Origin of the sequence: Actinomadura meridiana (assembly GCF_039537545.1) — a bacterium.
Taxonomy (GTDB): domain Bacteria; phylum Actinomycetota; class Actinomycetes; order Streptosporangiales; family Streptosporangiaceae; genus Spirillospora; species Spirillospora meridiana.
Map to the genome: position 1 here is coordinate 37,875 of NZ_BAABAS010000021.1, position 24,899 is coordinate 62,773.

A 24,899-nucleotide genomic window follows, 5' to 3' on the forward strand; every position below is an offset into this window, starting at 1 on the left:
GTCATTCGCGGTCGTCGTACAGACGGTCGTCGAGCAGTCGGTCGTCGAGCAGGGCGCCGTCGGCCAGGTCCGCGAAACGGTCGAGCTCCTCCGCCGGTGCGTCGATCGCGCGGAGCGGGCCGGAGTCGGCGAGATGGGTACGAGCGTAGAGGCGCGCGACGAGGGCCTTGCGGTCCTCGCAGGAGTCGGCGCGTTCCCATCCTGCCTGCTCAAGGAGCAGTGCGGCGGCGTAGACGTCCGCCATGTACTGTGCCAGCGGATAGAGCCGGGCATCAGCGACGGTCCTGTCGAGACCCCGCCACTTTTCTATGGCCTCCCGGAGATGACCGATGCGTTCGGTGACCAGGTCGGCCGTGCCGTCGTCCCCGGCGGGGGCCTGCCGGACGGCTTCGGCGAGCCGGTCGAGGAACGGTTCGTGCGCGTCGTGGCGTTCGACGGCGCGGCGGACGTCCAGGCACAGGATGTTGTCGCCGCCCTCCCAGATGGGGTTGACCTGCGCGTCCCGCAGGATCCGCGCGACGGGCCACTGCTCGATGTAGCCGTTTCCGCCGTGGATCTCGATGGCGTCGCTCGCCGCGGTGACGCCGAGCCGCGCGGCCCGCAGCTTGATCAGTGAGGGGGCCAGGCGCAGCCCGCGACGCAGGTGGCCCTCGAACACGAGCGCCTGGACGGCCTCGGTCTCGACGATCAGTTCGGCCAGCTTGCGCCGCATCAACGGCTGTTCGACGAGCGGCGCGCCGAACGCCTCCCGCGCCCGCGCGTAGCAGAGGGCTTCGACCAGGGCCCGCCGCGCGCAGCCGAGCCCCATCATCGCGATGCCGAGCCGCGCGCTGTTCGTCAGTTCCATCATCCGGGAGAGGCCGTCGCTCTCGGACGGCGCGAGGAGGAACGCCTCCGCGTCGGTGAACTCGATCTCCCCGGACGCCACCGAACGGGTGCCGAGCTTGTCCTTCAACCGCCGGATGCGGAAACCGTTGCGCGTACCGTCGCGCCGTTCCGTCAGGACGAGGAACGGCGAGATGCCCCGCACCCCGTCGACGGCCCCCTCCGGCTTGGCGAGGACGACGAACGCCGAGCCGCCCGCGTTGGACGCGAACCATTTGAAACCGTTGAGCCGCCAGGCGTCGCCGTCGCGGGACGCGGTCGACTCCAGCGCCCCGAGATCGGAGCCGCCGGAGCGTTCGGTGAGCATCTGCGCGGCGACGCCGGACATCGCGCCCTCCGCGAACAGCTCCCGTACCCGCGCCCTGACGTCTTCGGGGGCGAACTGTTCCGCGAGCGCCATGACCATGTCGCCGCCGGTGCCGAGCGCGCAGGTCATGCCGATGTCGGCCTGGTCCAGAAGGTAGCCCCAGGCGGCGCGCAGCGGCGCCGGGTCGACGCCGTTCGCGGTCGCCTCCGCGGCGAATGCGGGCCCGGCGAACGACGTGGCGACCAGGTCGGCGCGGGCGGCCTCGAACGACGGCGGCATGACGACGCGGCTGATGTCGCGTCCCCACCGGTCGTACTTCTCCAGGCGCGGCGGGTTCCGGTCGGTCTCCTCGGCGCGTTCGGCGATCGGGCCGCCCATCAGCGCGCCCATCTCGCGCAGCCTCGGCTCGGCCCATGCGAACCCGTCCCCGAGATGTCTGCGCATCAGGAATCGCAGCGTGGGATCGCAGTCGTACCAGTTGAGGCCCACGGCGCCCCGGTAACGCTCCGTCTCGTACCGGCGGGCCTTGGCCGGGTCGCCGAACGGGAGCCGGTCGAACGGCTCGATCAGGTGGTCGGATCGCTTCGACGCCATGCTCTGGACATTACGCTCCCTCATCGCATGACGGAAGGATGTAATCTGGAGAGCGTCTCCGCCCACCCGGATAAGGTCTGACCAGACATGGACAGCAGCCTGGAGATCCGCCCGCTCACCGCGCGTTCGGTCGTCCTGAGCACGCTGCTCGGCGTCCATCCGCCCAGGTTGCCGGCCCGGTATCTGGTCCGTGTCGGCGAGCTGTTCGGCATCGCCGAGGGGACGGTCCGTGTCGCCCTCTCCCGGATGGTGAACGCCGGTGACGTGGTGCAGGCGGGCGGCGCGTACGCGCTGACCGAGCATCTGCTGCGCCGCCAGGCCCGCCAGGACGAGGGCCGCCTGCCCCCGACCATCCCCTGGGACGGCACCTGGGAGATCGCCGTCATCACCGCCGAGCGCCGTCCCGCCGCCGACCGGGCAGCGCTCCGGCAGGCGATGTCCGCGCTCCGGCTCGCCGAACTTCGCGAGGGCACCTGGCTGCGTCCGGCCAACCTGACCCGGCACCGTGGCGCGGGCGAGCGGCCGGAGATCGTCGAACGGCAGTGCACGTTCCTGCGCGGGTATCCCGAGGGCGCGCCCGCCGCGCTGGCCGCAGACCTCTGGGACCTGGGCGGCTGGATGGCCAGGGCGCACGCGCTCAGAGCGGCGATGGCGGCCGCCACCGGGGTGGCCGAGCGGTTCGCGCTCGCCGCCGCCGTGCTGCGCCACCTCGTCAACGACCCGCTGCTGCCCCCGGACCTCCTGCCGTCCGGCTGGCTGGGGCAGGAGTTGCGCGACGAGTACGGGCATTTCGAGAATGAGTTCGAGCGGCTCCTCGCCGATCAGGTCCTCAGCTGAACCGGACGGTCATTCGTCGTCGGCGCGGGGGTTCAGCGTCCCCGCCCACTCCTGGTCGGACAGTTTGCGGATGGCGTCCATGACCTCGTCGGTGATGACGCGGCGGGCACGTCCGGGCGGCAGGTCGCGGTAGCGGGAGAAGTCCATCGGCTCGCCGAAACGGACGATGGGACGCACGCTCAGCCGGGGCCGCCAGGAGCCGAGCGGGATGATCTGGTCGCTTCCGCCGAGCGCGACGGGGACGACCTTCGCGCCGGAGTTGAGGGCCAGCCAGGCGACGCCCCGGCGGCCGATGTAGAGGCGTCCGTCCGGGGAACGGCTCCCCTCCGGGTAGATCGCGACGCCCCCGCCCGCGTCGAGGACGGCGACCATGCGTTCGAGGGCGCGGATCGCGGCGCGCGTCGGGCCGCGCCTGATCGGGACGTTCCCCAGCGCGAGCATGCCCCACCGCACCAGCTTCCCGCCCACGCCGGGAAGCTCGAAGTACTCCGATCGCGCCAGCCACCACAACCGGCGGGGGATGACGGGCGACAGCACGAAGCTGTCGATCATCGACAGGTGGTTGCTCGCGAGGATGAACGGCCCGTCGGCCGGAATGTTCTCCCTGCCCTCGACCCTCGGACGCAACGCCAGGCGGAGCAGGGGCCCGACCGTGTGCGACAAGACACCGTAGAACACGCAGCCTCCCGTGACTCGGCGCACCCGAGGAGAAGGTGCGCGAGCCCGAATCTAGGAAGCCTCGGGCGGGTTCGCATCCGCCATGTGACCAGCCTCATGCACGCACCCCTCTGGAAAATAATCGAACGAGTGATTATTTTATGGGCAGACATCGAGCAAGGAGGCAGTGATGCATGAGGGTCGCAAACCCATCGCCGTACTGGTCGTGGCGTCCCTGATCGGGATGATCTTCGCGGGGTCGTTCCTCGGCGCCCTGCACCATCTGGAGCCGCACGCCGTGCCCGTCGCGGTCGTCGCGCCGGACGACGCCGTCCACCAACTGGACGCGATGATGGACGAGAAGGCCGACGGCGCCTTCGAACTCACGGCGTACGGGAACGAGCGTGAGGCGAACGAGGCGCTGCTGGAACGCGACGTCGACGCGGTGTTCGTCCCCGGGACGGGCGGCGCGACGCTGACCATCGCGGGCGCGAACGGCAAGATCGAGGAGGCCGCGCTGACGGCGGCGTTCCAGGGCGCCGGCCAGGCGACCGGGCGGCCGGTCACGGTCAAGGACGCCGCGCCGCTGCCCGAGGGCGACAACAACGGCGTGTCCTCGATCTTCTTCGTGATCACGACGGTCTTCCCGGCGGTGATCCTCGCGGTTCTGCTGGCGGTCGCCGTCCCGGCGGCCGGTGCCGCGCGGCGCATCGGGCTGCTGGCGGTCGGGTCCGTCGCGGTCGGCGGCGTCAACGCCTGGGTCGCCGCCGGGCTGACCGGCGCGCTCACCGGTTCTCCGCTGCGACTGTGGGGGCTCGGCGCGCTGCTCGTCTTCGCGGTCGGTTCGTTCGTGGCGGGCGCGTGGCACATGGCTGGTCCCCCTGCCGTCGCAATGGCCGGAGTGCTGTTCATCCCGATCGGTGTCCCTGCGAGCGGTGGTCCGATCGGTCCGCGGTTCATTCCCGAGTGGTACGCGGCGGTCGGGGAGTGGCTTCCGGTTGGCGCCGCCATCGACGCCGTGCGTAACACCGTCTACTTCGATGGCAACGCGGTCGGTGGTCCGCTCCTCGTCCTGGCGCTGTGGGGTGTGGTCGGGCTCGCGCTGGTTCTCGCGCCGAAGAAGATGGCACGGACGCAGAAGGCGGCCGCCATGGAACCGGCGCCCAGCGCGTGAGGCAGGCAGTGCGCCAGCAGGTCGTGCGTCGGCAGGTAGTGCGCGGGGTCCACCGGCGTGTCCGGTGGGCCCGTGCGGCACTCTTCTCTTAGGGACCGAGGAGGTGGCGAGAGGTGTCGTTGAAGTCTGGCGGGCCGACGCGGCGACGTCCGGGACGTCCGCCCAAGACGGAGGCCGGGGACACCAAGGCCGAACTCGTCGAGGCGGCGCTGCGGCTGTTCGCGCAGAAGGGGTACACGGGGACGTCGATCCGCGCGATCGCCCGCGAGGTCGGGCTGAGCGAGAGCGTCCTGTACGCCCACTTCGCGAGCAAGCAGGACATCTTCGACGCGGCCGTCGCCAAGCTCGGGCCGCAGGGCCTGACCTATGAGTTGGAGACCCTCCACCCCGAGCTGGCCGACCGCGACCCGGCCGAGTACGTCCGCGCGCTGGTGGGACACGTTCTGGACGCCTGGGACTCGCCGGGCGGACGCCTGTTCATCAGCCTCATGGCCCGGGACGGCCTCGTGCACAGCACGGCCATGGGCTCCATGATCACGCGGTCGATGGACGAGACCGGCGGGCTGTTCCAGAAGTGGATCGACACGGGGCGCGTTCCGGCCGATCTCGGCCGTCCGATCGACCTGGCCTGGGCTCTGTTCGGGCCCATCGGCCAAGCCCGGCTACTGTGGTTGCACGCCGACGCCGCGCCCGAGGAACGGCGGCAGGCGCGGGACAGGGCGCTGCGACACACCGAAGTGTTCATCAAGGCGGTCTTCCGCGAGCGGCGGGAGGATGTGGTCAGCGATGACGGGCCTGGACGGTGAGCCCGCACGCGCGCGGGTCGACACGCGGGTGGACGCTCAGTCGGACACGCAGGCGGACATGCAAGCGGACACGGTGCCGGGAACCATTCGAATCATGCTCGCCGAGGACGTCGCGCTACTGCGCGGTGCCCTGACCGGCCTGCTCGACATGGAACCCGACCTGGAGGTCGTGGCGGAGGTCGGCAGCGGCGACGCGATCGTCCAGACGGCGTTGCGGCACCGGCCCGACGTCGCGGTGCTGGACGTCGACCTCCCCGGCACGGACGGCGTCACCGCCGCCGCCGAACTGCACGAACGGCTGCCGGAGTGCCGCGTGCTGATCCTGACCGGTCTCGGGCGTCCGGGGGTCCTGCGGCGCGCGTTGGACGCCCACGCGCACGGGTTCGTCCTGAAGGACGTGCCGCCCTCCGAACTGGCCGCAGCGATCCGACGGGTCGCGGCGGGGGAGCAGGTGGTCGATCCGCAACTCGCGCTGGTCGCGCTGCGCCAGCCGGAGAACCCGCTCACACCGCGCGAGGCGCAGGTCCTGGGGTTCGCGGCGGAGGGCGCCGATGTGGACGACATCGCGCTCGCCCTCAACCTGACGGTCGGGACGGTCCGCAACTACCTGGCGAGCTGCATCAGCAAGCTCAACGCCCGCAACCGCATCGACGCGGTGCGCATCGCCGACGAGTTCGGGTGGGTGTGAGCGAACTCCTGGTTTGAGGCCGGTATGAGAAACGCATGGTCCGACCCCGGGGCGATTCACATGCGGATCGGTGCGCACCGCACTGGTCGGGCCGACCGGCTGCTGGCACCCTCCGGAGCATGGTGGGGGAACCTCTGTACGGGCGCGCGGCCGAGACCGCCGAGATCGACCGGCTGCTCGACCGCGTCCGCTCTGGCGCGGGCGGCGGCGCGCTGCTTTTGCGAGGTGACACCGGCATCGGCAAGTCCGCGCTGCTCGACCTCGCCGAGTCGCGGGCGGACGGCTTGGACGTCCTGCGAGGGAGCGGAATCGAGGCAGAGGCCGACGTCCCCTTCGCGGCCCTGCACCTACTGCTAGGCGACCGTGCGGACGCGATTGAAAGCCTGCCCGCCCCACAGGCAGACGCGCTGCGCGCCGCGTTCGGCCTCGTCCCACTGGAAGCCGGTGACAAGCTGCACACCGGCCTGGCGCTGCTGACCCTTCTCGACAGGGCGAGCGCCGACAAGCCGCTGCTGTGCCTCATCGACGACGCCCACCGGCTAGACCGCGAGTCGGCGGACGCGCTGCTGTTCGCCGCCCGCCGGGTCGCCTCACGCGGCATCGTCTTCCTCATCGCGGTCAGAGACGGGTGGACGCGCACCGGCCTGCCCGAACTCCACCTGGACGGCCTCAGCGCCGACGACGCGCGCCAAATCCTGGACGAACGCGCGCCCGACACGACCGCCGAGCGCCGTGACCGGCTGGTCGAGCAGGCGTGCGGCAACCCGCTCGCGCTCATCGAGTTCGCCGCCGCCGGGTCGGGACGGCTCGCCCGCGTCCCGGAGGAGTTCGCGCGCGCGGTCCGATGGCTGCCGGAATCGGCGCGCCTGCTGCTCGCCGTCGCTGCCGCTGACGACGACACCGCCGAACCGGGCGTGGTCGTCCAGGCCGCACGCGACCTCGGGGTTCCGTTCGACGCGTTGGAGGCGGCGGAGGAGACGGGCCTGCTCGCCGTGACCCGCACCGCGATCGGCTTCCGGCATCCGCTGGGCCGCGCCGCCGCGTACCAGGGCGTACCGGTCACCCGGCGGATCGCCGTCCACCGCGCGCTCGCAGAGGCGCACGCGCGGGCGGGTGATGCCGACCTGCGCGTCCGACACCTGGCGGCCGCCGCCCTCGGCACGGACGAGTCCGTCGCCGAAGAACTGGAGTCGGCCGCACGCGACATCGGTGACAGATCGGGCCCGTCCGTCGCCGCCTACGCCTACGAGCGCGCCGCCCGGCTCACCGGCGACCCGGAGGTCCGCGCCCGGCGCCTCGCCGCCGCGGCCGAGGCGGAGCTGGCCGCCGGACGATTCGTCCAGGCCAGGACGCTCGCCGACGAGGCCGCCCGCGCGGGCGACGCCGAAGGCACCAGGGCGCGGGTCGACATCGTCCGGGCGGGCATCGAGCTGGAGCACGGCGTCCCGGAGGCCGCCGCCCGGCTGCTGCTGGATCGGGCCCGGAGCTACGGCGACCCAGAGACCAGGGCGCGGGTGCTCGAAGAGGCCGTGTTCCACGCGTGGTCATGCGGCGACCGGGCCACCGGCGTCCAGGCAAGGGACGGGCTCACCGACAACCCCAGCCGCATGGTTCGGGCACTCTCGGCGTTGCTCGATGACGACGTCACGTCCGCCCGCAGCATCCTCGCGGACACGGACGGGCAGGACGACCGGCTTCGCCTCCTCGCCGCAGAGGTCGCGCTGCTGGCCGGTGACGACGCGGCCGCCGCCGAGATGTCAGCGCAGTTGGTGGCGCGGTCCCGGCGCCGGGGGCTGCTCACCCTCGTGCCGCGCGCGCTGGCCGTCCAGGCATGGTCGCGGTTGTTTCGTGGCGAGCACGACGAGGCGCGTGCCCTGACGCGGGACGCGCTGGAGATCGCCGAGGAGACGGGCCAGCGCGGGCAGACCGCCGCGCTGCGGTCGATCCAGGCGCGGCAGGCGGCCGTTGAGGGCGACGAGGTCCGCTGTCGCGCGCTGTCCGGTGACGGCCGGGTCGGCGCCGCGCTCGGCCTGCTCGCCCTCGGTCTCGGCCGCCACGAGGACGCGACCGAACACCTCCGGGACGACGCCCGGCAGGCACCGGCGCCGTGCACCGCGCCGGTCGTCCTCGCGCTCGCCGACACCGTGGAGGCGCTGGTCGCGGCGGGCCGTCCCGACGGCGGCGCCGAGCCGATGGCGCGGCTGGAGACGTTCGCCCAAGGCGCCGGGCAGCCGTGGGCGGACGGCGTCGCGTCCCGGTGCCGGGCGCTGCTCGCCGCCGCGCCCGACGAGGCGGAACGGCACTTCACGGCCGCGCTCGCGTCCCACCGCGAGGGCGGGCGGCCGTTCGAGCGGGCGCGTACGGAACTGCTGTACGGGGAGTGGTTGCGCAGGTCGAGGCGACGCGCGCAGGCCAGGGCGAGGCTCCGTGCCGCGCTGGACGTCTTCGAACGCCTCGGCGCCGTCCCGTGGGCGGAGCGGGCGCGCGGCGAGCTGCGGGCCGCCGGGCAGGCCGTGGGTACCTCGGGCGCCTCGGGCGACGACATACCAGGCCGACTGACCGCTCAGGAGCTACAGGTCGTCCGGCTCGCGATGACGGGGGCAACGAACAGACAAATAGCAGCCCAACTGCGACTGAGCCACCGGACCGTCGCATACCACCTCTACAAGGCGTTTCCGAAGCTCGGCGTCGCCTCGCGGGCCGAGCTGCACCGCCACGTTCCCGCCTGACCCAGGCGCCACAAAATTAACGCCGTGAAAATATTCACGCGCTTAGTTCCCTTGATCCGGCGGCCCCGGCGTTTCATCATCCGATGGGATGGCGTTGGGGGGCCGGTGATCGAAGCGTGACCAGGGCGCGGCAGGCTGAGGCGGCGGCGCTGGGAGGGCCTGGTGGCCTTCCTGGCCGTACGCCCCTTTTCGCGCGCACGGTCACCGGCATGTATCTCGTCCTGATGTTGCAGACGCGGCTGGTCAAGCAGGCGGAGACCGGGCCGTCCCACATGCTGCTGTCCGCCACCATCGTCATCACCGGCATCTTCGCCGTGCAGTGGATCCTCGTTCTGTACGGGCCACGGTCGCAGCATCCACGCCGATGGGTCATCGTGACGCATCTGACGGTGCAGACGGTGTTGGCGCTACTGCCGCCGCTTGCGTTCGGCAACGACTGGTATCCCGTCGCGGGTGGATTCCTCGCCGGGTCGATGCTGCTTCTGCTTCGTCCCCCGGTGTCGTGGTTCATGGTGGCCTTGGTCGCGGGCGGTGAGGGCCTCCTGCGGTACTCGCAGGGCTGGTCGGCGGTCGACGTCTCCTTCTGCGTGATGGCGACGGTGAACGTCGGCGTCTCGATGTACGCCATCACGCGGCTGTCCGGGTTCGTCCGCGAACTGCACGCCACCCGGGCGCAGTTCGCGGCGGCCGCGGCGGCACGGGAACGGCTGGAGGCCGTGGGCAGCCTGCGCGCGGTCCTCGGCGCCGCGCTCACCCGCGTCGAGGAGTTGAGCCGCCGCGCCCGCGACCTGCTGCCGGTCGACGCACCGGCCGCGCGCCGCGACCTTGACGACGTCGCGCGGACGTCCCGGCAGGCGGCGACCGACGTCCGATTGATCGTCGGCGCGTTGCGAGGGCCGTCCCGCCGCCGCGAACGGCCGGGCCGCGTGACCCAGTCCCGCCTCGCCTGGACGATCATCCTCATCCTGACCGTGGACCTCGCGTTGCAGCAGGTCGTCGACGTGTACGCGGGCACCGACGGCTCCTGGCGGGCGACGCTGGCGGCCGTGGCGGTCGCGGCGGCGATCTCGGTGCTCACGCTCAGGCACGCGTCGACGGTGCTCCGCAGACGGCTCCCGCGCGGTGGCGCGTGGACGCTCAGCGCGCAGATCCTGCTCGTGTTCGTCCCGTACGCGATGTTCGGCCAGGAGTGGGCGACGATGGCGTGCCTGGCGACCGGCTCGGTTCTGCTGGTCGCGCGCGGACGCCGCGCCTGGGTTCTGTTCGCGTTGACCATCGTGGCGTGGTGCGTCCCGTCGCTGTGGGCGTCGTACGGCGCGCTGTTCTACCTCTACACGTGCGCGATCTCGGTGCAGATCGGCGTCGTCGTGTACGCGCTGTACCGGTTGCCGATGCTCGCGCGCGAGGTCGACGTCGCCCGGGAACGGCTGGCGCGGATGGCTGCGCTGCACGAACGGCTCCGCATCTCCCGCGACGTCCACGACCTACTAGGCCTCGGGCTCTCGACCATCACCGTGAAAGCGGAACTGGCAGGACGCCTCGTCACCACCGACCCCGCGCGCGCCGCCATCGAACTTGGCGAACTGGCCGACCTAGCGGAACGGTCACGCGCAGAGGCACGCGCGGTAGCCGAGGACGACGACCCGGCCCTCTCGCTACGGGACGAGGCCGTCTCGGCGCGGGCCGCGCTGGAGGCGGCGGGCGCCGACGTCCACGTGGACCTGCCCGCCGAGGCCGACCTCCCGCCGTTCTGCCCGGTGGACGGAGTGCTGGCGGCGGTACTGCGCGAGTCGGTGACCAACGTGCTGCGGCACGCCCACCCGGAGCACTGCGCAGTGACCGTCACCGTCGACGACGGCGTGGTCCGGCTCACGGTGCGCAACGACGGGGTCATCCACCCGTCGTTCACGGGCTCCGACCCCGGATCGGGGAAAGGGCTCTCGAACCTCACGGCGAGGACGGGCGTGCTCGGCGGCTCCCTCTCCGCCGGGACCGACGCGAAAGGCGGTTTCACACTCGTCGCGGAGGTGCCGCTCGCGGCGGGTGCGGGCATGCGGGAAGTGGCCCGTCAGATGACGGATTCGCCGCTCCCCTTCGGTGCTTAGCGTTCCGGGCATGACGCACGACTTCGACGAAGGCCTCGCCGGACAGACGGTCCTGATCACAGGGGGCACCGGCTTCATCGGGCAGGCGCTTCTGGAGCGCCTGCTGTCGCAGTATCCCGAGACCCGTGTCGTCACGCTGCTGCGCGAGAAGCCCGGCGTCACCGCCGAGCAGCGGCTGGACGACCTCATCGCCAAGCCCGTCTTCGGGCCGTGGCGTGAACGGGTCGGCGAGGAGGCGGCCCGCGCCATCGTGCGGGAGCGGGTGCGGGTCGTGTCGGCCGACGTCACCGAGTCCGTGCCCGAACTGCCCGACGACATCGACGCCGTCATCCACGGCGCGTCCATCGTGTCGTTCGACCCGCCGATCGACGAGGCGTTCCAGACGAACGTCGTCGGCACCATCAACCTGTACGAGGCGGTCCGCCGCGCCGGTCAACGCGGCGGCAGGAAACCGCACATCGTGCACGTCTCGACCGCGTACGTCGCGGGCTCCCGCAAGGGCATCGTCCCGGAGACGACCCTCGACCACACCATCGACTGGAAGACCGAGCTGGAATGCGCGGCCGACGCCCGCCAGACCGTGGAGCGCGGGTCGCGGCGTCCCGAGGTGCTCGGACGGCTGCGCGCCGCCGCCCTCCGCGAACAGAGCAAGGCGGGCCCGACCGCCGTGGCCGCCGACACCGAGCGCCGCCGCCGCGAGCAGGTCGACGAACGCCTCGTCGCCTACGGCCGCGAACGCGCCCGCAGCCTCGGCTGGCCCGACGTCTACACCCTCACCAAGGCCCTCGGTGAGCGCGCCGCCGAGCAGACCGCCCACGACGTGCCGCTGTCGATCGTCCGTCCGGCGATCGTGGAGAGCAGCCTCCGGCACCCGTACCCGGGCTGGATCGACGGGTTCAAGATGGCCGACCCGCTGATCCTCGCCTACGGGCAGGGCCTGCTGCGGGCCCTCGCCGGGATCGCGGACGGCGTCGTCGACATCATCCCGGTCGACCTGGTGGTGAGCGCCCTGCTCGCCGCCGCAGCCACCCCGCCCGAACCCGGCAGCCCCGCCTACTACCACGTCGGCTCCGGCGCCCGTAACCCGCTGACGCTGCAAAACCTCGTGGAGCTCGTCCAGGAGTACTTCACCGAGCACCCGCTGCCCGGGATGGACGGGCGCGGCGCCGTCCGCCCCCGCGAGCTGACGCTGCTCAGCGAGGGCCGCGCCGAGAAGATGCTCGGCACCGCCGAACGAGCCATGGACATCGCCGAACGCGCGTTGCTGATGCTGCCGAGCGGCGACCGCACCCGAAACTGGCAGCGCAACCTGTACAAGCAGGGCCGCGAGGTGCGGCTGCTGCGCCGCTACCGCGACCTGTACGGCGCGTACGGCGCGGCGGAGGTCGTCTACGCCGACTCCGCGACCCTCGCCCTGGACAGCTCCCTACCGGACGACGCGGGCTGCGATTCCGCCGTCATCGACTGGGCGTACTACCTACGCGACGTGCACTGCCCGGCCGTGACCGCCGCGTTCCACGCGGTGCCACAACCCATCAGGGAACCACGGCCCGCCCTCACCGCGGGCCCACCCCCACGCCCACCGGTCGTCTTCGAGGAGCGCTCGGACGTCGTGGCCGTGTTCGACTTCGACGGCACGATCGTCGCGTCCGACGTCGTCGAGGCGCACCTGTGGGCCCGCCTCCTGGACGCCCCCATGAAGTCCTGGCCCGGGACGCTGATGCCCGTACTGCGCAAGGTCCCCCACTACCTGCGCACCGAGCACCGCGACCGCGGCGAGTTCCTGCGCGAGTTCGTCCGCCGCTACGAGGGCGCCGACGAGGAACAGTTGCGCGCCCTCGCCCGCGACCGGCTGTCGCACGTCCTGCTGCGCCGCGCCTGGCCCCAGGCCATCCGCCGGATCCGGCGACACCGCGAGGCGGGGCACCGCACCATCCTGCTCACCGGCACCATGGACGTGTTCGTCGAGCCGCTCCGCACCCTGTTCGACGACATCCTCGCCGCCCGCCTCCGCGTCGTCGACGGCCGCTGCACCGGCCACTTCGACCAGCCACCACTGATCGGCGAGGCCCGCGCCGCCTGGCTGCGCGCCTGGGCCCACGACGAGGGCATCGACCTCGCCGGAAGCTGGGCCTACGGCGACCACTACTCTGACCGTCCGGTACTGGAACAGGTCGGCCACCCGGTCGCCGTCAACCCCGACGCCCGCCTCTACCGCCACGCCAAACGCCAACGCTGGACCATCACCGACTGGCACGGCGACCACGGCGCCGTAACAACACTCCTGGACGCAGCCTTGGAGGACGCCCGATGACCGCAGCGGAGCGAGGATCTTCGGGCGTCCTGTCCGGGGGCCTGGGGGTCGTCCCCCAGAAAGGCAGGGTCCGATGATATTGGCGCTGGAGTATCACCGGTCGCCTGCGCGGTATCTCGCCGCGTCGCGGTTGCCGGGGAGGATTCGGTCGGCGGCGGTGCCGTCGTTGGCGCCGCTGCGGTTGACGACCAGGGAGGCGCCGGGCAAGCCGGGGCCTGGCTGGGTGCGGCTGCGGCCCGTGTTGTCGGGGATCTGCGGGTCCGACCTGGCGATGGCCGCCGGGAAGGTGTCGCCCTACCTGTCGCCGCTGGTGTCGATGCCGTTCGTGCCGGGCCATGAGGTGGTCGCGGAGCTGATCGACGACGCGGGCGACGGCATGCCCGTCGGGACGCGGGTCGTCATGGACCCGGTGCTGCCGTGCCGGGCGCGCGGCACGGGCCCGTGCGGTCCGTGCGCGGAAGGCAACGAGAACCGGTGCGACCACGTCAACGCCGGGCGGATCTCGTCCGGGTTGCAGACGGGGTTCTGCGCCGACACGGGCGGCGGCTGGTCGGAGCGCCTCGTCGCGCACCGGACGCAGTTGCACCGGGTGCCGGAGTCGCTGTCGTCCGAGCGGGCCGTGCTGGCCGAGCCGCTGGCGTGCGCGGTGCGGTCCGTCCGTCGCATCGACGTGCCGCGCGGCACGTCCATCGTCGTGGTCGGAGCCGGGACGGTCGGGCTGCTGACCACCCTCGCGCTGCGCGAACTGACCCCCGCCGGGCCGATCACGGTCATCGCCCGGCACGCGGGGCAACGGCGGCGGGCGCGCGCGCTCGGCGCCACCGAGACCATCGACCCGTCGGCGGCGCTGCGCGGGTTGCGGCGCATCACCGGCGGTTCGCTCGTCCGTCCGGAACTCGGGCCCGGGTACCTGCTCGGCGGCGCCGACATCGTCGTCGAGTGCACGGGCGGCGAGGGGCTCGACACCGCGCTGCGTCTCGTCCGCGCGGGCGGGACGGTGCTGCTGTCGGGCATGCCGGGCAAAGCGGTCGACCTCACGCCCGCCTGGTACCGGGAGCTGAACATCGTCGGCTCCTACGCCAGCCGCGGCGCCGACGACTTCGGCTCCGCGATCGACCTCGCCTCGCACGACGCCCTCGCGGGCTTCGTCGACAGCGTCTACCCCCTCTCCCGTTGGCGGGACGCCCTGTCGCACGCGCTGAACGCCGGACGCTCCGGCAGCGTCAAGATCGCCTTCGATCCGCAGAACGGCGACCGACCCGCCCACGGCGAGATCGCCTCGGCCGCTGACGGCACAGACCACCTCGACCGCGAAGGAGCCGATAAGTGAGCAGACCGGGACTCGTGCTGGAGGTGGACGAGCGGACGCCGCCGCTGCTGGTGCACCAAGGAGAAGGGTTCCGGCTGGAACGGTTCCCCCTCGGCACAAGGGTGATCTACCCGCCGGACTCGCTGCCCGGCGTGCGCGACGTCAACAACAAGATCCGGGACGCGCTGCTGCACCCGCTCGGCAGCGAGCCGCTTCCCGAACTGCTGTTCGCGGGCATGCGGCTGACGATCGTGTTCGACGACCTGTCGCTGCCGCTGCCGCCGATGCGGGCGCCCGACGTCCGTGGCCGGGTCATCGAGCAGGTGCTGGAGATGGCCGCGGCGGCGGGCGTCGACGACGTCGAGCTGATCGCGGGCAACGCGCTGCACCGCCGGATGACGCCCGCCGAGATCAGGCACATCGTCGGCGAGCGCGTGTTCACCTCGTTCTGGCCTGACCGGCTCCGCAACCACGACGCCGAGGACCGCGAGAACCTCGTCTCGCTCGGGCAGACCAGGCACGGCGAGGACGTGGAGCTGAACAAGCGGGCCGCCGAGTCCGACCTGCTCGTGTACGTGAACATCAACCTGGTCGCGATGAACGGCGGCGCCAAGTCCGTCGCGGTCGGGCTCGCCTCGTACAAGAGCCTGCGGCACCACCACAACGTGCACACGCTGCGGCATTCCCGGTCGTTCAACGACCCGCCGAACTCGGCGATGCACCACTCCTACGACCGGATGCACAAGCTCCTGTCGGAGACGGTGCGCGTTTTCCACGTGGAGTGCACGCTCAACAACGACCAGTTCCCGTCGCCGTTCGAGTTCCTCAACAAGCGCGAATGGGAGTGGACGCTCAAGGACCAGGCGAAGTTCCTGGCCGCCAAGCGCGGCAACGACCTGGCCCCGGCGTCGGCGCGGCACCGGGTGTGGCAGAACATGCGCGCCCCCTACGGCGTGACGGGCGTGCACGCGGGCGCGACCGACCTCGTCCACGAGAAGACGCTCGCCGCGGTGCACCGTCAGCAGCTCACCGAGGTGCACGGGCAGTCGGACGTCCTGATGCTGGGGCTGCCGTACCTGTGCCCGTACAACGTCAACTCGGTGATGAACCCGATCCTCGTGTACAGCCTGGGGCTCGGCTACTACTTCAACATGTACAAGAACAAGCCGCTGGTCCGTGAGGGCGGCGCGCTGATCCTGTACCACCCGATGAAGTCGGAGTTCCATCCGCTGCACCACCCGAGCTACATCGACTTCTACGAGGAGGTGCTGACGCAGACGACCGACCCGGCGACCATCGAGACGAAGTTCGAGGAGCAGTACGCGACCGACCCCTGGTACATCCACCTGTACCGCAACTCGTACGCCTACCACGGCGTGCACCCGTTCTACATGTGGTACTGGGGCGCGCACGCCCTCAACCACCTGGGTGACGTCATCTGCGTGGGCGCCGACCGTCGGGTCGCGTCTCGGCTCGGGTTCCGCGCCGCCAGCACCCTCGCGGACGCGCTGGAGATGGCGGGCGAGACCGTCGGCCGCAGCCCCAGCCTCAGCTACCTGCACACGCCGCCGATGACGTTGGCGGACGTCCGATGAGCGGCGGCAAAGGCGGCCGCATGAAGCTGGTCGAGGAGATCAAGCTTCTGCGCCGCGGCCGCGACTGGCGGGGCCGCGCCCCCGCGCCGAGGTCCGCGCAGCCGTGGACGGAGGCGCCGCCGAGCCGCTCGTTCCAGACCGAGTGGGCGCGCACGCCGCTCGCCAACGCGGCCCGCAAGGTCGCGTTCGACGGCGTTCTCAGGACCCTCACCTGGAGCCAGACCCGGCCCGAGATCCACGGCGCCGACATCCTGGACGAGGTCAAGGGCCCCGTCGTGTTCGTGGCGAACCACTCCAGCCACCTGGACACGCCGATCATCCTGGGTTCGCTGCCCGCCCGGCTCCGCAGCCGGACGGCGGTCGCCGCCGCCGCCGACTACTTCTTCGACGCCCGCTGGCGCGCCGTCGCGACCGCGCTGACGTTCAACGCGTTCCCGATCGAGCGGCGCGGCTCGGGCGGCGCGCTCGACCTGGCGTCCGAGCTCCTCCAGGACGGCTGGAGCCTGCTCATCTACCCGGAGGGCACCCGCTCCACCGACGGCTGGGCACGCCGCTTCCGGATGGGCGCGTCGCTCCTGTGCCGCGAGTACGGCGTCCCCGCCGTGCCACTGGTCCTTCGCGGCACCTACCAGGCAATGCCACGCGGCGGCTTCTGGCCAAAGAAGGGTCGCCCCGTCGTCTCCGTCCGCTACGGCAAACCACTCGACCCTGGCGCCGACGAGTCAACCAGCGCGTTCAACGCCCGCCTGGAAGATGAGCTCGGCCGCCTGTGGGTCGAACACGACGAGGACTGGTGGACGTCCCTGCACGCCCCCGACCGTCGCCGCGCCCCACGCGGACCGGAGGCATCGGAGTGGCGCCGCAAGTGGGAGTCGACCCGCCCAGAGGCACCGAGGTCCCCACACCACAAGGTCTGGCGGCGCCGCTAAAGCGTCGGCACCGCTGCACACGGGCGCCCGCAGGCCAACGACGCCCTGCGGGCGCCCACCCGCCACGCGCGCCCACCCGCCACGCGCGCCCACCCGCCACGTGCGCCCACCCGCCACGCGCGCTGGCCCGTTACGTGCGCTGGCCGGTCACGCGGTCTGGCCGGTCACGCGGTCTGGCCTGTTACGCGCGCTGGCCGGTCACGTGCGCTGGCTCGTTACGCGGTCTGGCCTGTTACGTGCGCTGGCTCGTTAGGCGGTCTCGCCCAGGACTACCTGGGTCACGTTGGGGAAGTTGCCGAAGACCTTTGTTCCGGCGCCGAAGCCGTTGCCGGTGACGGTCATTGACGGCATCGGGCCGAATCCGGCGGAGAGTGTGACGAGTAGTGCCGTGCCCGTGGGGGTGGCCATTTCGGCGTCGAGGTCGAAGCCCTGGATTGGGGCGCGGGCGCGGGCCAGGAGTTCCACGACCGCGGGGCCCGGGTTGGGGATCAGGCCGTGGTGGCAGCGGATGAAGCCCCGTCCGACAGGGATCGGCGCGGCCCGCACCTCGTCCACGCCGAGGGTTTCCAGCGCGGCGCAGGTTCCGACGATGTCGACGATCGCGTCGTGCCCGCCGACCTCGTGGAAGTGCACGTCCTTCGGCGGCATTCCGTGCACGGCGCCCTCGGCCTCCGCCAGGGTCTGGAACACGTTCAGCGCACGGTCGCGGACGCGGCCGGGCAGTGGCGCGGACCGGACGAGTTCCTCGATGACGGCGTGCGTCCGCGAGACGGCGTCGTCCTTCACCTCGACGATCGCCCGGGTGGCGGCCAGCCCGCGCCGCGACACCCGTTCGACGTCCAGGGACCAGCCGGGCACTTCGAGCCCCTTCAGCATGGCGCGCACCTCGGCGAGGTCGGCGCCCGCGTCGAGCAGCGAGCCGAGCGCCATGTCACCCGCGACCCCGGCGAAACAGTTGAAATAGGCGATCTTCTTCATCCGAGCATCCTCCGCGCTAGTACCGCGGCCCCCAGGCCGTCGTCGATTCCGGTGACCACCAGGCCGGGCGACCCCGACGTCAGCAGGGCCGCCAGCGCCGCGAGCCCGCCGCTGGAGCTGCCGTAGCCGACGCTCGTCGGCACCGCCACCACGGGACGGGACGTCAGCCGGGCCGTGACCGAGGGCAGCGCGCCGTCCATCCCCGCCGCGACGATGAGCAGCCGCGCCCGGTCGAGCCGCTCCCGCACCGCCAGCAGCCGGTGCAGGCCCGCCACTCCGACGTCGGCGATCAACGTCGCGTCCAGGCCGAACGCGGCCGTGCCGACCATCGCCTCTTCCGCCACGGGCAGGTCGGCCGTCCCCGCCGAGAGGACCGTGACGGGCTCCGCCAGCGGCGCGCGGGGCCGCGTCAGCACGACGAGCCCTGACCGCGGATGGTGGACGGCGTCCGGCGCGGCCTCCCGCGCCGCCTCGAACTGTTCGGCCGACGCCCGCCGGAGGAACGCGACCTCGGCGTCCCGGGCGAGCAGCTCCTTGACGCGGTCGCGCACCTGGTCGGGGTCGAGCCCGGCGGCCTCGGCGACGGCGACGATGGGACGGCTCACGCGGCCCCCCTGTTGATCAGGTGGGCGGCGTATCCGGCGCCGTACCCGTTGTCGATGTTGACGACGACGACGCCGGGCGAGCACGAGTTCAGCGCGGACAGCAGCGCGGCCCGTCCCGGCAGCTCGCCGCCCGCCGAGGTCGGCAACGCGACGACCATCCGATCCGTCAGCCCGGACACGAGGGTGGGCAGCGCGCCGCCCGTCCCGTCCGCGACGACGAACACTCCTGGCCGGTGTTGCTGGTGGAGCCAGGTGGGCAGCACGCCGGGATTGTGGACGGGCGCGTCGTACCGTCGCACGACGCGGCTGCCCATCGTCTCCGCCACCAGCGCGGCCTCCTCGGCGGCCGGTTCGTCTTCGGGACGTGCGCAGATCACGTCGACCCGTCCCATACCGGACACCGCGACCGGCGCGAGCACGGCCAACCGGGCGCGGTCATGCACCACCGTGCCGGGAAACGCGGCGCGCAGGGCGTCGAGCGTTTCCCGCGACGCCCGCGTCGCCAGCACGTTCGTCGCACCCGACCCGATCAGGCTCTCCGCGATGGCGACGACCTCCGCGACCGTCTTGCCCTCGCAGTACACGGCTTCGGGGTGCCCGCGCCGCCGCCCGCGCCCGATGTCGACGCGGGCGAACCCCAGCTCGTCAACGGCATCGGTCATGTGGCGCTTGCCCGCAGGCGCGGAAGGCCGAGGACCGCGTTGTGACTGCCCTGCCGGTACGGCTCAAGATCCAGGGTCACGTACCGGAACCCGGCGCCCTTGAGCAACGCGACGATCTCACCCGCCCGCGTGGCGGCCCGCCCGATGTCGGCCGCCTCTACCTCGATCCGCGCCAGGTCACCGCCCTGGTCGCGCACCCGGAGCCGCCCGCCGAACCCGGCGCCGCGCAGCGCGTCCTCGGCGTCCTCGACCCGGCGCAGCGCCTCCAGCGTGACCGGCACCCCGTAGGCGAGCCGCGACGACAGGCACGCCGACGCCGGTTTGTCGGACGTCGGCAAACCCAGCTCGCGGGCCGCGTCCCGTACGTCCGCCTTGCTCAACCCCACGTCCACCATCGGGAACTTCGCCCCGAGTCTGCGCGCCGCGCTCTGCCCCGGCCGGTGATCGCCCAGGTCATCGGTGTTGACGCCCAGCAGCACGGGCCATTCGCCCGCCTCGGCCGCCACCGCCGTCAGCACGGTCAGGAGCGCCTCCTTGCAGAACCGGCAGCGGTCGGCCCTGTTGGCCGCGTACCGCTCGTCGTCCAGCTCCCGCGTGTGCACCACCCGGTGCCGCATCCCGAGCCGCTCGGCCTGGGCGCGGGCCTCGGCCAGCTCCGTCCGGGCCAGCGACGGCGAGTCGGCGGTGACCGCGAGCGCCCGTTCCCCCAGTTCCCGGTGCGCGAGGTAGGCCAGCAGCGAACTGTCCACCCCGCCCGAGTAGGCGACGACCGCCCCAGGCAACGCGGCGAGCGCCTCGCGCAACGCCGTGACCTTGGGCTGCGCCGTCACTTCCGGTGAAACGAGGCTGTGGGCCATGCGGTTCTCCTTCGGCGTACGTCCTCCGTTCGCTGAGGCTAGCCGCCCCGCCCACCCCCCCGAATCCGTCATCCGACCAGCGACCCTCAGTACCCGTGCGGCCCTGTTCACGAGCGACCAGAGCCTCTGCACGTAGTCGGGTCGCACGTCGCGGTCCTTGAGGTAGTAAGCGTGCTCCCAGGCGTCGAAAACGAGTAGCGGCGTGGTGTTCATGCCGACGTTGCCGTGATGGTCGTAGACCTGTTCAACGACAAGTCGTCCAGAACGGGCCAATATTGCAAATGACTTGCAATTACGTCTAACTCGTAACGTGGTCAGGTGGTGTCGGCGCAGAGGCGGAGCGTGCTCTCCAGGCAGAGCGTCGCGGCCTTGTGGGCGGCGAGGCGCCCGTCGGCGATCTCGGCCGCGGCGGCGTGCTGGAGCCCGATGACGGCGGCGGCCAGCCAGCCGGCGGGGAGGGATCTCTCGAAGTCGCCCGCGTCCTGACCTCGGCGGATGAGTCGTTCGAGGCGCGGCGGGACGACGTCGTGCGGGTCGTTGCTCTTGGGGCGCGGGATCCCGGTCAGGGTCGGGTTGAGCACGAGCGGATAGCGGCGGAGGAACTGCCAGCCGACGTCGAAGGACTGACGGTCTCGCGCGGAGTCAAGTGGACGCCCTGTTCATTTCATGCTTATATGTACGAGGCGTTCATTTACTTCATACGGGGGAGACATCCATGAGCACAGATCGTCGCGTCGCGCTGGTCACCGGCGGATCGGGCGGCATCGGCAGGGCCACGGCCGTCCGGCTTGCGAAGGACGGTCTGGCCGTGGCCGTCCACTACGCGGGAAACAAGGCCAGGGCCGACGAGACCGTCGCCGAGATCGAGGCGTCCGGTGGCGCCGCCATCGCCGTAGGCGGCGACGTCGCCGACGAGAACGAGATGGCTGCGGCGTTCGACGCCACCGAGGCCGCTTTCGGCGGTGTGGACGTCGTCGTCAACACGGCCGGAATCATGATTCTCGCGCCGATAGCCACCCTCGACCTGGACGACCTCGACCGCATGCACCGCACCAACATCCGCGGCACGTTCGTCGTCAGCCAGCAGGCCGCCCGCAGGGTGCGCGCAGGAGGGGCCATCGTCAATTTCTCGACGTCCGTCGTGCGCACGCAGTTTCCGATGTACGGCGCCTACGTCGCGAGCAAGGCCGCAGTGGAGGGCATGACCCTGATCCTGGCCCGCGAAATGCGCGGCAAGGACATCACGGTCAACGCCGTCGCCCCCGGCCCCACCGCCACACCACTGTTTCTGGACGGTAAGGACGAGGAAACCATCGCCGGTCTGGCCAGGGCCGTCCCGCTGGAACGCCTCGGCCAACCCGACGACATCGCCGAAACCGTCTCCTTCCTCGCCGGCCCTGCCCGCTGGGTCAACGGCCAGGTGCTCTACTCCAACGGCGGCCTGGCCTGACGCCGCCGGAGCGACCCGTGACGAAAGAGCCGAAAAGAACCACCACCGGACGCGGACGTGGCCGCCGTCCAGCAGACGAAGTCCGAGCGGACGTCCTTCGCACCGTCGGCGACCTGCTGCTCACCGAAGGAATGTCCGATCTGACCTTCGAGCGGGTGGCGAGACTGTCCGGCGTCAGCAAGACGACGCTCTACAAATGGTGGCCGTCCAAGGGCGCTCTGGCTCTGGACGGCTACTTCCATGCCGTGGAGGAGACGCTCACCTTCCCCGAGTCCGGGGACATCCGAGTGGACCTCCTCAGCCAGCTCCGCGCCTTCGTCCACCTGATGACCGAAACCCCTGGTGGCAAGGTCCTGGCGGAACTGATCGGCCAGGCCCAAACCGACAACGACCTGTCCGTCGCCCTCCGCGAGCTGTACTCCAAGGAACGACGACGCCAAGCGGTCGAACGCCTAACCCTCGCCCAGGAACAAGGACAACTCGAAACCACCGTGGACACACAGGTCGTCGTAGACCAACTCTGGGGCGCGATCTACCACCGCCTACTCCTCCGCGACGAACCCGTCACCGACGCCTTCATCGTCGCCCTGGTCGACAACCTCCTGACCGGCATAGCCCGGTCAGGGTCCGCCGTGGACAAGCGGTAGGAAAAGCTCGTCGACGATCGACCGGACCCGCGCGGGCTCCAACGGTTTGAGATCCATCAGCAGATCGTGACGCACCAGGTCGAACGGCATCGCGAGCACTGCGGACGGGACCCGCTCCAGGTCGATCTCCCTGCGATCGTGGGCGCGCTGATACATGATGCGAGCACGCGAGACCGGTTGGTCGCCCAGAATCCGGTCACGAGCCTCGGCCGGAGTGAGCCCGCTGTTGGCCAGTAGCCCGGAAAAGGCCGCAGCTGCGGTCACGGCGAAGAAGGCGGCGCGCGCTTCACCCATCCCGGTCAACGCGGCCAGAAGGTCGCCGCGCAGCGTGCCCGTATCAGGGATGTCCACCGGATGGCTGTTCCGGTAGTGCTCGAGCGCCGCGAGCACGAGTTCGTCCTTGTTGGCCCAGCGGCGGTACAGCACGGCAATGCCCGTACCGGCACGCGCGGCGACGGACTCCATGGTCAGCTTCGTGAAGCCGACCTCGATCAGCTCGTCCCAGGCCGCGTCCAGCAACGCGCCCTCGAGCTCGGGACCGCGACGGCGGGAGCGCGTGGTCATGCCTTCAGTATAAGGAAGGTTTGCATTCCTTAGCGACCCGTGCATACTCTCTAAGAGATGGATCCCACTCTTATTTGGACGAGACGATGACAGAGACCTCAGAGGCGACGCTGTCGCCGCAGGTGAAGAAGGCGCTGTTGGCGCTGGTCATCGGCGGGATCGCCGCGATCCTCGACTCGACGATGGTGACGCTGGCGATCCACACGCTGGTGGTGAAGCTGCACTCGACGACCGACACGATCCAGTGGGTCACCACGGGCTTCCTGCTGGCGATGGCCGTCGCGATCCCGGTCACCGGCTGGGCGGAACACCGCTGGGGCGGCAAACGAACCTGGACGGCCGCGCTGACGCTGTTCGTCCTTGCCTCGGTGCTCTGCGCGGCATCCTGGAACGACACCAGCCTGATCGCCTTCCGAGCGCTCCAAGGCTTCGGCGCGGGCCTGATCTTCCCCCTGATGCAGACACTCGCGGTGCGAGCCGCGGGCGGAAAGGTCAGCAGCCGACTGATGGCGGCCGTCAGCCTGCCGATCGCGCTCGGCCCCATCCTCGGCCCGGTGATCGGCGGGGTCATCCTCAACTGGCTGAGCTGGCGGTGGCTGTTCCTCATCAACGTCCCGCTGATCGCCGCCGGGCTCCTGATGGCATGGCGTTTCCTGCCCGCCGACCGTCCCGCCCCCGCAACCGAACGAACCCGACTCGACTGGACGGGCCTGGCACTGCTCGCACCGGCCCTGGCGGGAATTCTCCTGGGCCTCTCGCAACTGTCCAAGGACGGCGGACTCGTCCACACCGGAGTACTGGCACCACTGCTGGCCGGGCTGGCACTCCTGATCGCGTTCATCGCCGGAGCCACCCACCCCGGCGAGCGCCGCCCGATCGTCGACATCCGACTCCTGCACCGGCGATCACTCGGCAGCGCCTCAGCCGTCCTGTTCACCGCAGGCGCGGCGATGTACGCGGGAATGTTCCTGCTACCGCTCTACTACCAGCAACTCCGAGGCGACAGCGTGCTGGACGCCGGACTCCTGATGATCCCGCAAGGGATAGGAGCGCTCGCATCCCGATTCATGGTGGGCAAATTGGTCGACCGCTTCGGAGTCCCTCTGGTCACGATCGCCGGTTTCCTCCTCACCGCCGCCGCCACCGTCCCCTTCGCCCTGGCCGGACCGACCACAAACGTCTGGTGGCTGGGAACCGTCCTCCTGATCCGTGGCCTGGGAGTCGGGACGGTACTCATCCCACCAATGTCCGTCGCCTACCAGGACACCCGCCCGGCGGACATCCCGCACGCCACCATGAACACCCGAATAGCCCAACAGGTAGGAGCCTCATTCGGCACCGCGATAGTCGCCGTAGCCCTCCAAACCCTCCTGGACCACGGCACGACCAACGCATTCCAAGGCGCCTTCTGGTGGGCGACGGGCATCACCACCGCCGCAATCATCCCCGCCCTAGCCCTCCCACACAGCAGACAAGCCACCACCGCGCCACAAACCCACCCGGATCGCCCTCGCAATCACAGCGAACGTCGTCCAGCTAATCCTCGATCCTGATCCCCAGAGCCGACGTCAGGGCGCCAAGAAGACTCATGGCATCGCCACTGGCCACGATGGCACCGTCAAAACTCGTAATGCCCCGGACGCCCTGAAGATCACAGCCGCTGAACCGAACATTCTTCATCGAGACCTTGCTGAACTGCGTCGCGACGAGCTTGCACCGCTCAAACCGAACGTCGCGCAACTCGGCCTCCTGGAAGCTGGCCTCAGAGAGATTGCAATCACGAAAGACCACGTCCCGCATCTGGCTGAACCGAAAATTCGCCATATCAGCACGGCACCCATCAACGACCACGTCCCGCAACCCACCTTCCGGAGCCTGGAACCCGGTCATCCGACAGTTGGCCACGGCAGCGTTGAAGAGACGCGAACTGAAAAGCCGAAGATTCGCAAGGTCGCACCCCTGGAAGTGCACATCGGTCAGACTCGCTCGATGCAGCGTGACGGCGGCGAACCCGGTGCGGTCGAACCGGCACCGCTCGAACTCAACGCCCTCTGCCCCGGACCCCGTGATCGTCCCAGCCCCATAAGTCAACGACATGTACACGCCGTCGTGGACGAGGTCATGTTCGGCATCCGTCGCCGGTGAAAGCTGCTGGGGAATCTTGGGAGCCTTCGGCTCCCGAATCGACACGATGCCATTGGACATGC

The 24,899-nt window shown here is 70.9% G+C and carries 22 protein-coding genes and 1 pseudogene; 13 read left to right on the forward strand and 10 right to left on the reverse strand.

Features of this window, described 5'->3' with window-relative positions:
- Position 1 precedes the first annotated feature (1 nt).
- Positions 2-1,786 carry an acyl-CoA dehydrogenase family protein gene (locus tag ABD808_RS29970; RefSeq protein WP_344903691.1) on the reverse strand — a complete coding sequence of 595 codons (1,785 nt, stop codon included), beginning with the start codon at positions 1,784-1,786 and terminating at the stop codon, positions 2-4.
- An 87-nt stretch (positions 1,787-1,873) separates the two neighbouring features.
- Between ABD808_RS29970 and ABD808_RS29975 the strand changes: the two genes are divergently transcribed.
- Positions 1,874-2,623, forward strand: coding sequence for a PaaX family transcriptional regulator C-terminal domain-containing protein (locus ABD808_RS29975; RefSeq protein ID WP_344903694.1), 750 nt, complete (start codon positions 1,874-1,876; stop codon positions 2,621-2,623).
- A gap of 9 nt (positions 2,624-2,632) precedes the next feature.
- On the opposite strand, the gene ABD808_RS29980 is transcribed toward ABD808_RS29975, so the two are convergent.
- Positions 2,633-3,301, reverse strand: coding sequence for a lysophospholipid acyltransferase family protein (locus tag ABD808_RS29980; protein ID WP_344903697.1), 669 nt, complete (start codon positions 3,299-3,301; stop codon positions 2,633-2,635).
- A gap of 169 nt (positions 3,302-3,470) precedes the next feature.
- On the opposite strand from ABD808_RS29980, the gene ABD808_RS29985 reads away from it, so the two are divergent.
- The 9 genes from ABD808_RS29985 (at position 3,471) to ABD808_RS30025 (ending at position 16,929) form a co-directional block, all read left to right on the forward strand.
- A complete protein-coding gene (locus ABD808_RS29985; protein ID WP_344903700.1) occupies positions 3,471-4,454 on the forward strand; it encodes an ABC transporter permease in 984 nt (327 codons plus the stop codon).
- A gap of 113 nt (positions 4,455-4,567) precedes the next feature.
- A complete protein-coding gene (locus ABD808_RS29990; RefSeq protein WP_344903703.1) occupies positions 4,568-5,260 on the forward strand; it encodes a TetR/AcrR family transcriptional regulator in 693 nt (230 codons plus the stop codon).
- A gap of 58 nt (positions 5,261-5,318) precedes the next feature.
- On the forward strand, positions 5,319-5,948 hold the full coding sequence (locus tag ABD808_RS29995; protein WP_344904564.1) for a response regulator transcription factor: 630 nt from the start codon (positions 5,319-5,321) through the stop codon (positions 5,946-5,948).
- A gap of 119 nt (positions 5,949-6,067) precedes the next feature.
- Positions 6,068-8,677 carry an AAA family ATPase gene (locus ABD808_RS30000; RefSeq protein WP_344903706.1) on the forward strand — a complete coding sequence of 870 codons (2,610 nt, stop codon included), beginning with the start codon at positions 6,068-6,070 and terminating at the stop codon, positions 8,675-8,677.
- A gap of 209 nt (positions 8,678-8,886) precedes the next feature.
- Positions 8,887-10,782 (forward strand): histidine kinase, encoded by a 1,896-nt coding sequence (locus tag ABD808_RS30005; RefSeq protein ID WP_344903709.1) that lies wholly within the window; start codon positions 8,887-8,889, stop codon positions 10,780-10,782.
- Between the two features lie 10 nt (positions 10,783-10,792).
- Positions 10,793-13,096 (forward strand): HAD-IB family hydrolase, encoded by a 2,304-nt coding sequence (locus ABD808_RS30010; protein ID WP_344903712.1) that lies wholly within the window; start codon positions 10,793-10,795, stop codon positions 13,094-13,096.
- A 157-nt stretch (positions 13,097-13,253) separates the two neighbouring features.
- A complete protein-coding gene (locus ABD808_RS30015; protein ID WP_344903715.1) occupies positions 13,254-14,426 on the forward strand; it encodes a zinc-dependent alcohol dehydrogenase in 1,173 nt (390 codons plus the stop codon).
- Positions 14,423-16,000, forward strand: a complete 1,578-nt coding sequence (larAH, locus tag ABD808_RS30020; RefSeq protein WP_344903718.1) for an NPN-dependent hydroxyacid isomerase, LarAH14/15/16 family — start codon at positions 14,423-14,425, stop codon at positions 15,998-16,000. The genes ABD808_RS30015 and larAH overlap by 4 nt, the downstream gene beginning before the upstream one ends.
- Positions 15,997-16,929 carry a lysophospholipid acyltransferase family protein gene (locus ABD808_RS30025; protein ID WP_344903721.1) on the forward strand — a complete coding sequence of 311 codons (933 nt, stop codon included), beginning with the start codon at positions 15,997-15,999 and terminating at the stop codon, positions 16,927-16,929. Before larAH ends, ABD808_RS30025 begins: the two co-directional genes overlap by 4 nt.
- A 249-nt stretch (positions 16,930-17,178) precedes the next feature.
- Here the strand turns inward: ABD808_RS30025 and larC are convergent, their stop codons facing one another.
- The 6 genes and pseudogenes from larC to ABD808_RS30055 form a co-directional block, all read right to left on the reverse strand.
- Complete coding sequence (gene larC / locus ABD808_RS30030; RefSeq protein WP_344903724.1) at positions 17,179-17,907, reverse strand: nickel pincer cofactor biosynthesis protein LarC; 729 nt, start codon at positions 17,905-17,907, stop codon at positions 17,179-17,181.
- A complete protein-coding gene (larB, locus tag ABD808_RS30035; protein ID WP_344903727.1) occupies positions 17,904-18,512 on the reverse strand; it encodes a nickel pincer cofactor biosynthesis protein LarB in 609 nt (202 codons plus the stop codon). Before larB ends, larC begins: the two co-directional genes overlap by 4 nt.
- Positions 18,509-19,174, reverse strand: a complete 666-nt coding sequence (locus ABD808_RS30040) for an AIR carboxylase family protein (RefSeq protein WP_344903730.1) — start codon at positions 19,172-19,174, stop codon at positions 18,509-18,511. Before ABD808_RS30040 ends, larB begins: the two co-directional genes overlap by 4 nt.
- Positions 19,171-20,031: an ATP-dependent sacrificial sulfur transferase LarE gene (gene larE / locus ABD808_RS30045; protein ID WP_344903733.1), complete on the reverse strand. Its 861-nt coding sequence runs from the start codon at positions 20,029-20,031 to the stop codon at positions 19,171-19,173. Before larE ends, ABD808_RS30040 begins: the two co-directional genes overlap by 4 nt.
- Before the next feature lie 117 nt (positions 20,032-20,148).
- Positions 20,149-20,388, reverse strand: a pseudogene (locus ABD808_RS30050) (Fe-Mn family superoxide dismutase); the annotation flags it as partial.
- The gene (locus ABD808_RS30055) at positions 20,346-20,612 is read right to left on the reverse strand and encodes a hypothetical protein (RefSeq protein ID WP_344903736.1); all 267 of its coding nucleotides are present in this window, start codon (positions 20,610-20,612) and stop codon (positions 20,346-20,348) included. The gene ABD808_RS30055 and the pseudogene ABD808_RS30050, both read right to left, overlap by 43 nt.
- A 134-nt stretch (positions 20,613-20,746) precedes the next feature.
- Here ABD808_RS30055 and ABD808_RS30060 point away from each other — a divergent pair, with 134 nt between their 5' ends.
- Positions 20,747-21,481 (forward strand): SDR family oxidoreductase, encoded by a 735-nt coding sequence (locus ABD808_RS30060; RefSeq protein WP_344903739.1) that lies wholly within the window; start codon positions 20,747-20,749, stop codon positions 21,479-21,481.
- 17 nt (positions 21,482-21,498) lie between these two features.
- Entirely contained in the window at positions 21,499-22,128 is a 630-nt protein-coding gene (locus tag ABD808_RS30065) for a TetR/AcrR family transcriptional regulator (protein WP_344903742.1), read from the forward strand.
- Here ABD808_RS30065 and ABD808_RS30070 read toward each other — a convergent pair.
- A complete protein-coding gene (locus ABD808_RS30070; RefSeq protein WP_344903745.1) occupies positions 22,102-22,692 on the reverse strand; it encodes a TetR/AcrR family transcriptional regulator in 591 nt (196 codons plus the stop codon). The two genes, ABD808_RS30065 and ABD808_RS30070, sit on opposite strands and share 27 nt — an antisense overlap.
- A gap of 86 nt (positions 22,693-22,778) precedes the next feature.
- Between ABD808_RS30070 and ABD808_RS30075 the strand changes: the two genes are divergently transcribed.
- Positions 22,779-24,245, forward strand: coding sequence for an MDR family MFS transporter (locus tag ABD808_RS30075; RefSeq protein ID WP_344903748.1), 1,467 nt, complete (start codon positions 22,779-22,781; stop codon positions 24,243-24,245).
- On the opposite strand, the gene ABD808_RS30080 is transcribed toward ABD808_RS30075, so the two are convergent.
- Positions 24,229-24,897 (reverse strand): pentapeptide repeat-containing protein, encoded by a 669-nt coding sequence (locus ABD808_RS30080; RefSeq protein WP_344903751.1) that lies wholly within the window; start codon positions 24,895-24,897, stop codon positions 24,229-24,231. The two genes, ABD808_RS30075 and ABD808_RS30080, sit on opposite strands and share 17 nt — an antisense overlap.
- Between the last annotated feature and the right edge of the window lie 2 nt (positions 24,898-24,899).

Excerpts from the sequence above, each read along its gene's own strand:
- ABD808_RS29970 (WP_344903691.1), bottom strand. The coding sequence starts at position 1,786 with ATGGCGTCGAAGCGATCCGACCACCTGATCGAGCCGTTCGACCGGCTC.
- ABD808_RS29975 (WP_344903694.1), top strand. The coding sequence starts at position 1,874 with ATGGACAGCAGCCTGGAGATCCGCCCGCTCACCGCGCGTTCGGTCGTC.
- ABD808_RS29985 (WP_344903700.1), top strand. The coding sequence starts at position 3,471 with ATGCATGAGGGTCGCAAACCCATCGCCGTACTGGTCGTGGCGTCCCTG.
- ABD808_RS29995 (WP_344904564.1), top strand. The coding sequence starts at position 5,319 with ATGCAAGCGGACACGGTGCCGGGAACCATTCGAATCATGCTCGCCGAG.
- ABD808_RS30000 (WP_344903706.1), top strand. The coding sequence starts at position 6,068 with ATGGTGGGGGAACCTCTGTACGGGCGCGCGGCCGAGACCGCCGAGATC.
- ABD808_RS30005 (WP_344903709.1), top strand. The coding sequence starts at position 8,887 with ATGTATCTCGTCCTGATGTTGCAGACGCGGCTGGTCAAGCAGGCGGAG.
- ABD808_RS30010 (WP_344903712.1), top strand. The coding sequence starts at position 10,793 with ATGACGCACGACTTCGACGAAGGCCTCGCCGGACAGACGGTCCTGATC.
- ABD808_RS30025 (WP_344903721.1), top strand. The coding sequence starts at position 15,997 with ATGAGCGGCGGCAAAGGCGGCCGCATGAAGCTGGTCGAGGAGATCAAG.
- larC (WP_344903724.1), bottom strand. The coding sequence starts at position 17,907 with ATGAAGAAGATCGCCTATTTCAACTGTTTCGCCGGGGTCGCGGGTGAC.
- ABD808_RS30040 (WP_344903730.1), bottom strand. The coding sequence starts at position 19,174 with ATGACCGATGCCGTTGACGAGCTGGGGTTCGCCCGCGTCGACATCGGG.
- larE (WP_344903733.1), bottom strand. The coding sequence starts at position 20,031 with ATGGCCCACAGCCTCGTTTCACCGGAAGTGACGGCGCAGCCCAAGGTC.
- ABD808_RS30060 (WP_344903739.1), top strand. The coding sequence starts at position 20,747 with ATGAGCACAGATCGTCGCGTCGCGCTGGTCACCGGCGGATCGGGCGGC.
- ABD808_RS30070 (WP_344903745.1), bottom strand. The coding sequence starts at position 22,692 with ATGACCACGCGCTCCCGCCGTCGCGGTCCCGAGCTCGAGGGCGCGTTG.
- ABD808_RS30075 (WP_344903748.1), top strand. The coding sequence starts at position 22,779 with ATGACAGAGACCTCAGAGGCGACGCTGTCGCCGCAGGTGAAGAAGGCG.
- ABD808_RS30080 (WP_344903751.1), bottom strand. The coding sequence starts at position 24,897 with ATGTCCAATGGCATCGTGTCGATTCGGGAGCCGAAGGCTCCCAAGATT.